This is a genomic window from Bradyrhizobium sp. MI1.4 (assembly GCF_055811315.1).
Map to the genome: position 1 here is coordinate 18,603 of NZ_JBVVPP010000053.1, position 13,218 is coordinate 31,820.

The 13,218-nt window shown below is 63.7% G+C and carries 12 protein-coding genes; 9 read left to right on the plus strand and 3 right to left on the minus strand.

Annotated features, from left to right (window positions below; all coding sequences use genetic code 11):
• Positions 1 to 840, minus strand: a complete 840-nt coding sequence (locus tag AC0L23_RS33320; RefSeq protein ID WP_473357939.1) for a uroporphyrinogen-III synthase — start codon at positions 838 to 840, stop codon at positions 1 to 3.
• 141 nt (positions 841 to 981) lie between these two features.
• Between AC0L23_RS33320 and purU the strand changes: the two genes are divergently transcribed.
• Positions 982 to 1,845, plus strand: a complete 864-nt coding sequence (purU, locus tag AC0L23_RS33325; RefSeq protein WP_247453182.1) for a formyltetrahydrofolate deformylase — start codon at positions 982 to 984, stop codon at positions 1,843 to 1,845.
• Between the two features lie 36 nt (positions 1,846 to 1,881).
• Here the strand turns inward: purU and AC0L23_RS33330 are convergent, their stop codons facing one another.
• The gene (locus tag AC0L23_RS33330; RefSeq protein WP_018457287.1) at positions 1,882 to 2,166 is read right to left on the minus strand and encodes a hypothetical protein; all 285 of its coding nucleotides are present in this window, start codon (positions 2,164 to 2,166) and stop codon (positions 1,882 to 1,884) included.
• Between the two features lie 527 nt (positions 2,167 to 2,693).
• Here AC0L23_RS33330 and AC0L23_RS33335 point away from each other — a divergent pair.
• The 6 genes from AC0L23_RS33335 (at position 2,694) to AC0L23_RS33360 (ending at position 8,537) form a co-directional block, all read left to right on the plus strand.
• Positions 2,694 to 3,884 (plus strand): ABC transporter substrate-binding protein, encoded by a 1,191-nt coding sequence (locus tag AC0L23_RS33335; RefSeq protein ID WP_473357940.1) that lies wholly within the window; start codon positions 2,694 to 2,696, stop codon positions 3,882 to 3,884.
• A gap of 146 nt (positions 3,885 to 4,030) precedes the next feature.
• Positions 4,031 to 4,900, plus strand: coding sequence for a branched-chain amino acid ABC transporter permease (locus AC0L23_RS33340; RefSeq protein ID WP_473357941.1), 870 nt, complete (start codon positions 4,031 to 4,033; stop codon positions 4,898 to 4,900).
• Between the two features lie 8 nt (positions 4,901 to 4,908).
• Positions 4,909 to 5,937, plus strand: a complete 1,029-nt coding sequence (locus AC0L23_RS33345; protein ID WP_473357942.1) for a branched-chain amino acid ABC transporter permease — start codon at positions 4,909 to 4,911, stop codon at positions 5,935 to 5,937.
• Entirely contained in the window at positions 5,934 to 6,689 is a 756-nt protein-coding gene (locus AC0L23_RS33350) for an ABC transporter ATP-binding protein (RefSeq protein WP_473357943.1), read from the plus strand. Before AC0L23_RS33345 ends, AC0L23_RS33350 begins: the two co-directional genes overlap by 4 nt.
• Positions 6,682 to 7,398, plus strand: coding sequence for an ABC transporter ATP-binding protein (locus AC0L23_RS33355; RefSeq protein ID WP_473357944.1), 717 nt, complete (start codon positions 6,682 to 6,684; stop codon positions 7,396 to 7,398). Before AC0L23_RS33350 ends, AC0L23_RS33355 begins: the two co-directional genes overlap by 8 nt.
• Positions 7,399 to 7,418: 20 nt before the next feature.
• The gene (locus AC0L23_RS33360) at positions 7,419 to 8,537 is read left to right on the plus strand and encodes a cobalamin-independent methionine synthase II family protein (protein WP_473357945.1); all 1,119 of its coding nucleotides are present in this window, start codon (positions 7,419 to 7,421) and stop codon (positions 8,535 to 8,537) included.
• 141 nt (positions 8,538 to 8,678) lie between these two features.
• Here AC0L23_RS33360 and AC0L23_RS33365 read toward each other — a convergent pair whose 3' ends face one another.
• Positions 8,679 to 10,397 (minus strand): caspase family protein, encoded by a 1,719-nt coding sequence (locus AC0L23_RS33365; RefSeq protein WP_473357946.1) that lies wholly within the window; start codon positions 10,395 to 10,397, stop codon positions 8,679 to 8,681.
• 172 nt (positions 10,398 to 10,569) lie between these two features.
• Between AC0L23_RS33365 and AC0L23_RS33370 the strand changes: the two genes are divergently transcribed.
• A complete protein-coding gene (locus tag AC0L23_RS33370) occupies positions 10,570 to 11,925 on the plus strand; it encodes a hypothetical protein (protein WP_473357947.1) in 1,356 nt (451 codons plus the stop codon).
• A 59-nt stretch (positions 11,926 to 11,984) separates the two neighbouring features.
• Complete coding sequence (metK, locus tag AC0L23_RS33375) at positions 11,985 to 13,181, plus strand: methionine adenosyltransferase (RefSeq protein WP_473357948.1); 1,197 nt, start codon at positions 11,985 to 11,987, stop codon at positions 13,179 to 13,181.
• The last annotated feature ends 37 nt before the right edge of the window (positions 13,182 to 13,218 follow it).

The window sequence follows — 13,218 nt, forward strand, 5'->3', positions numbered from 1 at the left end:
TCATTCCGCCACCTTCGGCCGCTGGTCCACCAATGCTGCCGCCATCGCCGAGATCAGCGGGCGCATGAAATAGTGGTCTTCCACCGGCGAGACGTCCGTGCGCAAACCATGCGCGGTGAGCTCGCCCGAGACCGCCGGTCCTACCGACGCGATCAGCGTCCGCTCGAGGCCCGCGCGCAGCTTCGCCTCGCTGCCGTGGGCTCTCGCAGCTTCGATCAGCCGTCGGACCTGGCCGAGATTGGTCAGCGCGATGGAATCGATCCGCCCTTCGGCCATGTCATCAATGGCGGCGACGATGTTGGCGTCCGCCGCCTTGGTGTCATAGGCATAAGGCAGCACGGTATCGACTTCGGCACCTTGCGCCGACAGCGCACCGGTCAGCGCGCTGTGATCCTTGTCGGGATAGAGCTGGAGGCCGAGGCGGTGCCCCTTCAAATCGAGCTTGCCGAGCATCTCGATCACGCCCTCGGTGGTCGGCTTTTCCGTGGTCTGCTGCGCCTCGAGCCCGACTTCGCGCAGTGCCTTGCCGGGCTTCGGGCCGCGGGTGAATTTTCGCGATCTGGCAAGCGCCGCCACGAGGGCCTGATCGAGCCCTCGTGCGACGGCGAGCTTCATGATTCGCCGCAGCCCTTCGCCGGTCATCAGCACGAGATCGTCGAAGGGTCTGTCGATGGCGCGCCGGATCCAGGCCTCGACCGGCGTGGGGTCCGGTGCATCCTGGATGGTGAACATGGGGCATTGCACGACCTCGGCGCCTTGCTCGGCCAGCAGCTTCGAAAACTGCGCCTCCTCGCGCGTTTCCAGGATCAGGATGCGGGTGCCGTTCAAGCGGTGGGCCATGAGCCTACTCCGGTCAGTCAAAGCAATCGTGCGTTCATCCTGACTCCACGGTCGGGATTGGCGCAAGGTAGGGGCGGTGATAGAGCAGGGCGCAAATCGCGGGTCGTTCCGCAGCCGCTGCCCAAACCTTCATCAAGGCCCATGCCAGATCATCAATATGTCCTGACCCTGTCCTGTCCGGATCGTCCCGGCATCGTCTCGGCGGTGTCGACCTTCCTGGCGAATTCCGGACAGAACATCCTCGACGCCCAACAATTCGACGACACCGAGACCAACAAGTTCTTCATGCGGGTGGTGTTCACCGCTGCCGATCTCGCCGTGGAGCTGTCGGCCCTCCAGACCGGCTTTGCCGCGATCGCCGAGCGCTTCGGAATGGAATGGCAGATGCGCGATCGCGCTGCGCATCGCAAAGTGATGCTGCTGGTGTCGAAGTCCGATCACTGCCTGGTCGACATCCTCTATCGCTGGCGCACGGGCGAACTGCCGATGACTTTGGCCGCAATCGTCTCCAATCATCCGCGCGAGGTCTATGACGGGCTCGATTTCGGCGGGGTTCCGTTCCACTATCTGCCTGTTACGAAAGAGACCAAGCGCGAGCAGGAAGCGCAGATCCTCGATCTCGTCGCCAGGACCGGGACGGATCTCGTCGTGCTCGCCCGTTATATGCAGATATTGTCCGACGATCTCTCGGCAAATCTGTCGGGACGCTGTATCAACATCCACCACTCGTTCCTGCCGGGTTTCAAGGGCGCAAAACCCTATCACCAGGCCCATGAGCGTGGCGTCAAGCTGATCGGCGCCACCGCGCATTACGTCACGCGCGACCTCGACGAGGGCCCGATCATCGACCAGGACGTCGAGCGCATCAGCCATCGCGACACGCCTGAGGATCTCGTCCGAAAGGGCCGCGACATCGAGCGCCGCGTGCTGGCGCGCGCGATCCGCTACCATCTCAACGACCGCGTCATCCTCAATGGCCGCAAGACCGTGGTGTTCGTGGATTGATTTGCTACGCTCGCCGCAAGCGGCGAGGGGGCGCGACTAGCGCACCGCGGTGCCGGACGCCGAGCCCGTTGCGCCCTTCTGCGCCTGCTCTTCCTTTTCGCGATCCGCTGCCGGCATCAGTCGCCTGCGCTCGCGCTCCTTCATGTAGGCATCGTATTGCGGCGTGCCCGCCCGCGGCGGGGCGTCCGCCGGCAAGCCGCCGGCCCATTGCGGGACGTAGTCGCCCATGCCGGAGGAGAGCTTTTCGTTGACGGTGCCGCAGCCGGACAGGCCCGCGGAGAGCGCGAGGAGGATCAGGAGGGAACCGAAGGATCTGGGCATTGCACCATTGTACAGAGGTGAGGTCAGTCGTGTTGGATGCCAGGTCAGGCTGTCGCCGGGAGAGTAGCCTTCAACAAGGTAAAATAGGCTTATTCGAGGTAGGTAACGATACCGGAGTGTACCGACCCAAGCCTTGCCGATGTTCAAATTCTGCAAACAAAAGACGAAATCCTCATCCACCCGGCTCGGAACGTTTCTAGACTGCGGCAAAGGTTCGCGACAAAGTGCCGTGATCAGCAAAGAGGCTTTTTCGTTGACAGGTCCATTTCATTTGTACAATCGTACAAATGAAAGCGAGCGCAATCATGATGCCGGCGGTACCCGGACGTGACCCGATATCGCTTCTGCCGTCGGCAATCGGAAAGCTCGGCTTGCGCCGAATGGTCGCCAAACGTCCGATTGACAATAAGGGCGCGAAAGACGCCATGTTGCGCGCGACATCACGCGTGCGTGAGCTAGACTTACGGCAAGGATCGGGCACTCGGTCCGGCGCACAAGAGATCAGGAATGAAGGGGAGGGACATCTGATGTTCGAACGCAAAAAACTGTCTCATAAGACTGCTTGGGCCGCGGCAGCTGCCGCCATCGCGGGCCTGGTGGCCGTCGCTCCGGCCAAGGCCGAGGACAGCGTCAAGGTCGGCCTGATCCTGCCGATGACCGGCGGCCAGGCTTCGACCGGCAAGCAGATCGAGAACGCGATCAAGCTCTACATGCAGCAGAAGGGCGACACCGTCGCCGGCAAGAAAATCGAGATCATCCTCAAGGATGATGCTGCGATTCCCGACAAGACCAAGACTGCCGCGCAGGAGCTGATTGTCAACGACAAGGTCCATTTCATCGCCGGCTTCGGCGTGACGCCGGCCGCGCTCGCGGCGGCGCCCCTGGCCACGCAAGCCAAGATCCCGGAAGTCGTGATGGCGGCGGGCACCTCCATCATCACCGAGCGCTCGCCCTATATCGTACGCACCAGCTTCACGCTGGCGCAGTCCTCCACCATCATCGCCGACTGGGCGGTGAAAAACGGCATCAAGAAGGTGGCGACGCTGACCTCGGACTACGCGCCGGGTAATGACGCGCTCAACTTCTTCAAGCAGAACTTCACCGCCGGTGGCGGCGAAGTGGTCGAAGAGGTCAAAACGCCGCTTGCAAATCCTGATTTCGCACCGTTCCTCCAGCGTATGAAGGATGCCAAGCCTGACGCGATCTTCGTGTTCGTGCCGGCCGGCCAGGGCGGTAACTTCATGAAGCAGTATGCCGAACGCGGGCTCGACAAGGCCGGCATCAAGGTGATCGGACCGGGCGACGTGACCGACGACGATCTCCTCAACAACATGGGCGACGCCGTGCTGGGCACGGTCACCGCTCACCTCTATTCCGCGGCGCATCCCTCGCAGATGAACAAGGATTTCGTCGCGGCCTACAAGAAGGCCTACGGAAACCGGCCGGGCTTCATGGCGGTGAGTGGCTATGACGGCATTCACCTGATCTACGAAGCGCTGAAGAAGACCAATGGCGACACCGACGGCACCAAGCTGGTCGAAGCGATGAAGGGCCAGAAGTGGGAGAGCCCGCGCGGCCCGATCTCGATCGACCCCGAGACCCGCGACATCGTGCAGAACATCTACATCCGGAAGGTCGAGAAGGTCGACGGCGAGCTCTACAACGTCGAGTTCGCGACCTTCGAGTCCGTCAAGGATCTCGGCAAGACCAAGAAGTGACTCGCGTCGTTCCGGGGCTCGCCTCCGTGTCTGCGTCATGCCCGGGCTTGTCCCAGGCATCCACGCAAAGCCGGGAAAAGAAACACCAGACAGAACGTGGATGGCCGGGACAAGCCCGGCCATGACGGTAACGCCAAGCTGAGACGATGACCTCAATCCTCACCAACCTGTTCGATGGCGTTGCCTACGGCATGCTGCTGTTCGTGCTGGCGTGCGGGCTCGCGGTCACGCTCGGCTTGATGAATTTCGTCAACCTCGCCCATGGCGCCTTCGCCATGGCCGGCGGCTATGTCTGCATGGTGCTGGTCAACCGGATGGGCTGGCCATTTTTCGCTGCGTTGCCGCTAGCCTTCGTCTCCTCCGCTGCGATCGGCATCGTGCTCGAGCGCACGCTGTACCGACACCTCTATGCGCGCAGCCATCTCGACCAGGTGCTGTTCACGATCGGCCTCACGTTCATGTCGGTCGCGGCCGTCGACTACATCCAGGGCTCGTCGCGCGTCTTCATCAACTTGCCGGCGGCGCTACAGGGCCAGTTCGACCTGTTCGGCGTCGGCATCGGCCGCTACCGGCTGATGATCATCGTGATCTGCGGGCTGCTCGCCATCGGTCTCCAGATGGTGCTGGCGAAGACGCGGTTCGGCAGCCGCCTGCGCGCCGCGGTCGACGATCCCCGCGCCGCGAGCGGCCTCGGCATCAACGTGCCGCAGGTGTTCGCCTTCACGTTTGCTTTTGGCTGCGGCCTGGCCGGTCTCGGCGGCGCGCTGAGCGCCGAGATCCTCGGCCTCGACCCGTATTTTCCGCTGAAGTTCATGATCTACTTCCTGATCGTGGTCACCGTCGGCGGCTCGTCCTCCATCACCGGCCCGTTTCTGGCCTCGCTGCTGCTCGGCATCGGCGACGTTGCCGGCAAATATTACGTGCCGAAGATGGGACCTTTCGTGATCTACACCATGATGATCGTGATCCTGATCTGGCGCCCGAACGGTCTGTTCGGCCGCACGGCCGCGCGTTGAGTTCGCCGATGAGCGCCTCCTCCGACGTCGGCTATCACGCCCAGCGCCAGGCACGCTGGCACTATGGCGAGGCCGCTTTCTGGCTGATCGTGCTGGCCTGCGGCTTCGTATTTCCCTCGCGCTACTTGATCATGACGGATATCCTGCGGCTCGCGCTGTTTGCGATGTCGCTCGATCTGATCCTCGGCTACGCGGGCATCGTCTCGCTCGGCCATGCCGCCTTCTTCGGCGTCGGCGCGTACGCGGCGGGGCTTCTTGCGCTGCACGGGATCATCAACGAGCCCGTGCTTGCGCTTGTCGTCGCCGGCGTTGTCGCGATGGTGCTCGGCTTCGCTACCAGTTTCCTCGTGATCCGCGGCGTCGATCTGACGCGACTGATGGTGACGCTCGGCATCGCCTTGCTGCTTGAGGCATTGGCCGAACGCTTCTCCAACATCACCGGCGGCACCGACGGTCTGCAGGGTATCGAGATGCAGCCGATCTTCGGTGAGATTCCGTTCGATATGTTCGGCAAGACCGGCTTCTTCTATTCGCTCACCGTTCTGTTCCTGTTGTTCCTGTTCGCCCGCCGGGTCGTGCATTCCCCGTTCGGGCTGTCATTGCGCGCGATCAAGAACAATCCGCTGCGCGCGGCCGCGATCGGCATCCCCGTCAACCGCCGCTTGATTGCGATCTACACGCTCGCGGCGTTCTATGCCGGCATCGCAGGCGCGCTGTTCACCCAGACTACCGCGATCGCCTCGCTCGATGTGTTCGCCTTCGAGCGCTCGGCGGACCTGATGCTTGTGCTCGTGATCGGCGGCACCGGCTATCTCTACGGCGGGCTGATTGGCGCGGTGCTCTTTCGCATGCTGCAGGAATTGTTCTCGACCATCACTCCGCAATACTGGCAGTTCTGGATCGGCCTCGTGCTGGTCGTGATCGTCCTGGTCGGCCGCCAGCGCCTGCATCGCTGGATGCTGTATGTGCCCAATCTGGTCATCAGGCAGATAGCGGGGCGCAAGGTCGTCGTCGCCGTGCCGGAGAGCGACGCATGACCATCGTGCTCGAAACCCAGAATCTCGAAAAGCAGTTCGGCGGTCTGCGCGTCACCCGCGACTTGTCGCTAAAAATCGAACAAGGCGCCCGCCACGCGCTGATCGGCCCCAACGGCGCCGGCAAGACCACGGTCATCAACCAGCTCACTGGCGTGCTCAAGCCGAACTCGGGCCGCATCCTGCTCGAAGGGCAGGACATCACCGATCTGCCCGTGCACAGGCGCGTGTTGCGCGGCTTGTCGCGTACCTTCCAGATCAACCAGCTCTATCCCGACCTGACCCCGCTCGAGACCATCGGTCTCGCTGTCTCCGAGCGCCTCGGTCATGGCGGCGACTGGTGGAGGCGGATGGGCACGCGCAGCGACGTCAACGGCGAGATCGCCGACCTCCTGACGCGCTTCCACCTGCTCGACGTCATGAACGAACAGACGGTGACGCTGCCTTACGGCAAACAGCGCCTGCTCGAGATCGCGGTCGCGATCGCCGCCAAGCCGCGCGTGCTGCTGCTGGACGAGCCCGCCGCCGGCGTGCCCGAGAGCGAGCGCCACGACATTCTCGCCGTCGTCGGCAGCCTGCCGCGCGACGTCACCGTGCTGCTGATCGAGCACGACATGGACCTCGTGTTCTCCTTCGCCGACCGCATCTCTGTCCTGGTCTCCGGCGCGCTGCTCACCGAAGGCCCGCCCGAACAGGTCGCGCGCGACCCGCAGGTGAAGGCGGTCTATCTCGGCGAGGAGGCGGTCAATGTCTGACCTGCTCGCGATCGACTCGCTTCGCGCCGGCTACGGCGAGGCAGTGGTGCTGCCGAACATGTCCCTGCGTCTCGCCGAAGGCCAGGTGCTGGCGCTGTTGGGGCGCAACGGCACCGGCAAGACCACGCTGATCAACTCGATCGTCGGCGTCACCCGTCGCTTCTCCGGCACCGTCGGGCTGGCCGGCACCGACGTCACGACCTTGCGGCCCGATCAGCGGGCGCGCGCCGGGATCGGCTGGGTGCCGCAGGAGCGCAATATCTTCCGCTCGCTCACGGTGGAGGAGAACATGTCCGCAGTGGCCCAGCCCGGTCCCTGGACCGTCGAAAGGGTCTACGAGATGTTCCCGCGGTTGAAGGAGCGGCGGAGCAATTTTGGCAACCAGCTCTCCGGCGGTGAGCAGCAGATGCTGGCAATCGGCCGCGCGCTGACCCTCAATCCCAAAGTGCTTCTCCTGGACGAGCCGACCGAGGGCCTTGCCCCCATCATCGTCGAGGAGCTCTTGAAGGCGATCGGGACCATCACGCGGGCGGGCGGCATCTGCTCGATCATCGTCGAGCAGAATGCCCAAAAGATTCTGGGGCTGGCCGACCGTGTTGTGATATTGGAGCGCGGAACGATCGTCCACGACGCCCCGAGCGCCGCGCTGAAGACCGACCCGTCGGTCCTCGAGCGCCACCTCGGCGTTGCAGGGGCGGCGGCCCACTAAAAATTCACGGGAGTTTAAGAATGCAGCGAACCAAAGCCCCCTTCCGCGCCGACGAGGTCGGCAGCCTCCTGCGCCCCGCCAAGATCAAGGAAGCCCGCGCCAGGCTGGGGAAGGGCGAGATCTCGGCCGACGATCTGCGCAAGATCGAGGACTTGGAGATCGAGAAGGTCGTGCATAAGCAGGCTTCGCTCGGCCTGAAGCTCGCAACCGACGGCGAATTCCGCCGCTCCTGGTGGCATTTCGACTTCCTGGCCAAGCTCACCGGCTGTGAAATGTTTCACCCCGACACCGGCATCCAGTTTGCGGGCGTCGAGACCCGGCACGACGCGGTGCGCGTGATCGGCAAGCTCGATTTCCCAGATGACCATCCGATGCTGGATCACTTCCGCTTCCTGAAAAAGGTCGCCGACCAGGCCCACGTCACCGCCAAGATGACGATCCCGTCGCCGGCGGTGCTGCATTTCCGTGGCGGCCGCAAGGCGATCTCCAAGGACGTCTATCCCGATCTCGACGCCTTCTACGAAGACCTCGGCAAGACCTACCGCAAGGCCGTGAAGGCGTTCTACGACGCCGGCTGCCGCTATCTCCAGTTCGACGACACCGTGTGGGCCTATCTCTGCTCGCCGGACGAATTGCAGAAGGCGCGCGAGCGGGGCGACAATCCCGAGGGTCTCCAGCAGATCTATGCGCGTGTCATCAACTACGCGCTGGCCGAGAAGCCCGCCGACATGGTGGTGACGACGCATGTCTGCCGCGGCAATTTCCGCTCGACCTGGATTTCGTCAGGCGGCTACGAGCCGGTTGCCGAGACCATGCTCGCCGGCACCAATTACGACGGCTATTTTCTCGAATACGACAGCGACCGTGCCGGTGGCTTCGAGCCGCTGCGCTTCCTGCCCAAGGGCAACAAGGTCGTCGTGGTCGGCGTCATCACCTCGAAGTTCGGTGAGCTCGAGAACAAGGACGCGATCAAGCGCCGTCTCGAGGAAGCCGCCAAGTTCGTCCCGCTGGAGCAGCTCGCGCTCTCCCCCCAGTGCGGTTTTGCTTCGACCGAAGAGGGCAACGTCCTCTCCGAAGAGGAGCAGTGGGCCAAGCTCAGCCTCGCCGTGGAGATCGCGAAGGAAGTGTGGGGCCAATAAGGCTCCACTCGCTCACTGTCGTTCCCCGCGAAGGCGGGGAATCCAGTACGCCGCGGCTTCTCGGAGAATCGCTGACTTCTCGGCGTACTGGATCACCCGGTCAGACCGGGCGATGACAGCTGAGGGTGAGGCACACGCCCCTCACTTCTCCGCCAGATAAACCTCGCCCAGCAGCGATGAGTTCGACCACGGCACCTGCTTGTTCTTCGTGGTCGAGACCACCTCGGCCCGCACCCGCGTCAGCATCTGCTGCACTTCCAGGCCGGGCGTGCCGAGATGGCGGGAGAGCGGGGCGGAGAACGGCGAGTTGGCGCCTTCGCCGTCGAGCGCGACCTGGCCCGGCGCAGTGGCGAAGGCGATCAGCGTGCCGGCGCCGAGCGTCGCGCCGGCTCCGAGACTCGTTGGCGCTGCGAGGCCCGAGGCAGCCTCGATGGCGCGGTTGGTGCCGGCTGATGCGATCTGCTGTGCCATCGGATTGTTGCGGCAGGCATCGAAGATCAAAATGTTGGCGCGGACCTGGTCGTCCAGGCCGGCCATGATCGTGTCCATGTCGATCATCGCGTCCGTCATCCTCGCGCCCGCCTTGAGTTCGACGTCGACGGGAATCAGATAGTTGCGGCCGTCGACCTGCACGCCCTGACCGGCATAGTAGACCACCACGACCTGCGCCCGCGCCGCCTCCCGCAAGAAGTCACGCGTCATTTTTTGCATCGCCGCGCGGTCGAGATCGACGCCTTCCGACACGATGAAGCCGATATCGCGCAGGCTCTTCGCAACGGCGCGCGCGTCATTGGGCGGATTGGGCAGCGCCTTGACATGTGCATAGGCGTCATTGCCGATGATCAGCGCCATGCGTGTGCCGCGCGCGGCCGGAGCAGGCGAGGGGGGCGGCGCGGCACCGGTCTGCTGGGGAGCCGGTGCCTTTGCCGGCTCGGTCGTCGGTGACGGCGCATCGCGCGGGATCGGTGCGCTTGCGTCGGTGATCAGCGACAGCCGCACCTTTGCGGTGGCTTGATTGGCCTTGCTGCCGGCATCGGACGCCGCGATCGCCAGCGTCGCCTTGTAGTCGTCGCTCGCGTGCGCGTAATCGCCTTTCGCCTCATAGGCCAGCGCGCGATGGGTGTAGCCCGAGATCAGCCCGCTGTTCGGCGGCGTCATGATGTTGACCGGCGGCTTCTCCTTCGCGAGCCGGATCGCCTCGCTGCCGTCGGCAATCGCGCGATCGTAATCGCCTCTGACACGCCAGATCGCGGTCCGGTTGATCAGCGGCTGCGGCAGCGTCGGGTCGAGCCGGATCGCCTGGTTGAGGTCGGTCAGCGCGCCGTCGAGGTCGCCGAGCGCCTCCTTGGAGATGCCGCGGTTTTGGAATGAGAACGCCGATTTTGGATTGGCCTTGATCGACATATCGTAGTCGGCGATTGCCTTGGCGTAATTGCCTTTGCCGCGCCAGGCATTGCCGCGATTGTGGAAGATGATGCCAACAGGCGGGCCAAGCTTCAGCGCATCGTCGAAATCAGCGATCGCGATCTCGTAGTCGCCTTTGTCGTAATACGCCGAGCCGCGCAGGTTGTAGACCGCCTGGCTCGGCTGGAGCCGAATCGCTTCCGTGGCGTCGGTGATGACCTTGGCGTAATCGCCCTTCTTATTCCAGCCCACCGCGCGCCAGAAGTAGACCGTCGCGAGCTGCTCGCCTTTGAACACCTTCAGCGCGAGGATCTTGCTGCAGGCGTCGATCATTTGGTCCGCCGGCGTGGTGTCGGTGGTGCAGAGCGGCCCAAGCTGGCTGCGCGCCTGCGCAAAAGCGGGCGCCGACCAAAGGGTTGCGGCGAGCAGGCAGCGCGTGACGAGCAGGCGACGCATTGGTGGTGGTCCGGTGAGGAGAGGCGTCTATTTGTTGCCCGGCAGGGGAAGGTGGTTCACGGCCTCGCTGTTGTGCACACGGCAAACGGGGGTGTCGCTATCCCTATTCCCTCAGTGGGCACATTTTGCTAGGAGGCCCTACCCAATCCTTCTGCCCACCGCGTCCCACTCCATGAAGAATGACGAAATCCTGAGCCAAATCACCGAGTTTTGCCGCAAGGCGGGCATGGCGGAGTCGACGTTCGGCCGACGCGCGGTGAACGATGGGAAGCTCGTGCATCGCTTGCGCGAGGGCAAGCGCATCACGATCGACACGCTGGACCGGATCCAGGCCTACATGGCCGCATCGATGGCCGGCGGTGTGCCGCCGCCGCGGGGGCTTCAGGTGCCCCCGGAAAAGCGCGATCCGCGCGGCAATTTCCGGTTTTTCGAGAACCGGCAGAAATACCTGCTGTTCGTCCACACTTGCAGTGAGAAGCGGGTGGTCGCCGAGCGCGTGGCGCTGGAGCTTGCCAGCATCCATCCCCGGCCCCCGGCGTTGCGCGTGTTCGATGCCGGCGTTGGCGACGGCACGGTGCTGGCGCGCGTGCTGCGCTCGATGCACCAGCGCTTTCCGCACATGCCGTTCTATGTCGCCGGCAAGGAGCTCAGTCTCGAGGACCTTCGCCTGACGCTGGACAAGGTGCCGGATCGCATTTTCGAGCACCCGGCCTCGGTGTTCGTTTTTACCAACATGCTCTACGCGGAGGCGCCCTGGCTCACGCCGGCATCGCCCGCGGCGGCCGCCGCGACCGTTTGGCACGAGGTTCCATTGCGGGGGGCTTCCTCCGGTGAGTTCGAGACGCAAATCGCGGAGTTGAAGCCGTTTTTGGAGCAGAACTGGCGGGCGGCGGTCAGCCCGCGCACGGGGATGCCGCTCTATGAGCGGCCTGTCGTGCTGGTGCTCTACCGTGAAGACCAGCGTTTTCTGCTTGATTCGACCATTCCGCGGCCGGGCCAGGCCGAGGCCAATTTTGACCTCGTTATTGCATCCCAGCCATACCGCGCGCTGTCCTCGGTCAATTTTAGGGCAAAACGGATCATTGCGCCCCTGGCCCGGGCTTTGCGGGCAGGCGGCCGCCTGATCGGTATTCACTCCCATGGCCAGGATCCGGGCATGGAGATGATCCAGGCGATCTGGCCCGGAGAAAATCCTTTCTCGGTGAGCCGTCATGAGCTATTGCGCGCGGTGAAGTACGAGCTCGGCTCGGTGGGCCGCGACTTAAATTTTAATGCTTATGCAGATAACCGCTCGATCTTCAGGTATGATATGGAAGCGCTGCCCAACGAGGTGACGGGCACTATCGGAACCTCGACGGCCTTTGCAGCCTGGAATGCGGCAGTGTATGTCGCTCAGATTGAGGACGACCGGTTGACGGAAATGACTCAAAACGGCCGCACTCTGGACGCCGCCAGGGACGTGCTGCGAAAGTACAATGGGCTCTGGTTTCTCGACGAATCCTACGTCATCTCGCGCCGGCGTGATTGACATCATTGAAAGCTAATATCGCAACGCCCGCCAGCTAGCGGCGGAACAAGGGGTTACTGATGCGCGCGTCCTATCTCTTCACCAGCGAGTCCGTGTCCGAAGGCCATCCGGACAAGGTGTGCGACCGGATCTCCGACGAGATCGTCGATCTGTTCTACCGCGAAGGACCGAAAGCCGGCATCGATCCCTGGCAAATTCGTGCCGCCTGCGAAACGCTCGCGACCACCAACAAGGTCGTGATCGCCGGTGAGACCCGCGGTCCTGCATCCGTCACCAATGAGCAGATCGAAGGCGTCGTGCGCGCCGCGATCAAGGACATCGGCTACGAGCAGGAAGGTTTCCACTGGGAGAAGGCGGACATCGAGATCCTGCTGCATCCGCAGTCGGCCGACATCGCGCAGGGCGTCGATGCGCTGCAGCCGGGCGAAGTCAAGGAAGAGGGCGCGGGCGACCAGGGCATTATGTTCGGCTACGCCACTAACGAGACGCCGGATCTGATGCCGGCGCCGATCTTTTACGCCCACAAGATCCTGCGCCTCATCTCGGAAGCGCGCCACTCCGGCCGCGAGAAGGTGCTGGGCCCGGACTCCAAGAGCCAGGTCACCGTGCAGTACGAGAACGGCAAGCCGGTCGGCGTGCGCGAGATCGTGGTGTCGCACCAGCATCTGATCGAGGACCTCTCGTCCAAGCAAATTCGCGACATCGTCGAGCCCTATGTGCGCGAGGCGCTGCCGAAGGACTGGATCACGGCGAAGACCATCTGGCACATCAACCCGACCGGCAAGTTCTACATCGGCGGTCCCGACGGCGATTCCGGCCTGACCGGCCGCAAGATCATCGTCGACACCTATGGTGGCGCGGCTCCGCACGGTGGCGGCGCGTTCTCCGGCAAGGATCCGACCAAGGTCGACCGCTCCGCGGCTTACGCTGCCCGCTATGTCGCCAAGAACATCGTCGCGGCCGGTCTTGCCGACCGCTGCACGCTGCAGCTCGCCTACGCCATCGGCGTGGCGCGTCCGCTGTCGATCTACATCGACACCCACGGCACCGGTAAGGTGTCGGAGGATCAGCTCGAGAAGGCCGCGGCCAAGGCGATGGATCTCACCCCGCGTGGCATCCGCAGCCATCTCGATCTCAACCGCCCGATCTACGCGCGCACCTCCGCCTATGGCCATTTCGGCCGTACTCCCGACAACGAGGGCGGCTTCTCCTGGGAGAAGACCGATCTCGTCGAAGCGCTCAAGCGCGCGGTCTGATCACCGACGACCTTTCGGGGCGCCGCGATAGCGGCGA

What these genes read in the sequence shown, in the direction of transcription:
- AC0L23_RS33350 (WP_473357943.1), top strand. Translation starts at nt 5,934, where the DNA reads ATGACCATCGTGCTCGAAACCCAGAATCTCGAAAAGCAGTTCGGCGGT.
- AC0L23_RS33345 (WP_473357942.1), top strand. Translation starts at nt 4,909, where the DNA reads ATGAGCGCCTCCTCCGACGTCGGCTATCACGCCCAGCGCCAGGCACGC.
- AC0L23_RS33330 (WP_018457287.1), bottom strand. Translation starts at nt 2,166, where the DNA reads ATGCCCAGATCCTTCGGTTCCCTCCTGATCCTCCTCGCGCTCTCCGCG.
- purU (WP_247453182.1), top strand. Translation starts at nt 982, where the DNA reads ATGCCAGATCATCAATATGTCCTGACCCTGTCCTGTCCGGATCGTCCC.
- metK (WP_473357948.1), top strand. Translation starts at nt 11,985, where the DNA reads ATGCGCGCGTCCTATCTCTTCACCAGCGAGTCCGTGTCCGAAGGCCAT.
- AC0L23_RS33355 (WP_473357944.1), top strand. Translation starts at nt 6,682, where the DNA reads ATGTCTGACCTGCTCGCGATCGACTCGCTTCGCGCCGGCTACGGCGAG.
- AC0L23_RS33365 (WP_473357946.1), bottom strand. Translation starts at nt 10,397, where the DNA reads ATGCGTCGCCTGCTCGTCACGCGCTGCCTGCTCGCCGCAACCCTTTGG.
- AC0L23_RS33335 (WP_473357940.1), top strand. Translation starts at nt 2,694, where the DNA reads ATGTTCGAACGCAAAAAACTGTCTCATAAGACTGCTTGGGCCGCGGCA.
- AC0L23_RS33340 (WP_473357941.1), top strand. Translation starts at nt 4,031, where the DNA reads ATGACCTCAATCCTCACCAACCTGTTCGATGGCGTTGCCTACGGCATG.
- AC0L23_RS33360 (WP_473357945.1), top strand. Translation starts at nt 7,419, where the DNA reads ATGCAGCGAACCAAAGCCCCCTTCCGCGCCGACGAGGTCGGCAGCCTC.
- AC0L23_RS33370 (WP_473357947.1), top strand. Translation starts at nt 10,570, where the DNA reads ATGAAGAATGACGAAATCCTGAGCCAAATCACCGAGTTTTGCCGCAAG.
- AC0L23_RS33320 (WP_473357939.1), bottom strand. Translation starts at nt 840, where the DNA reads ATGGCCCACCGCTTGAACGGCACCCGCATCCTGATCCTGGAAACGCGC.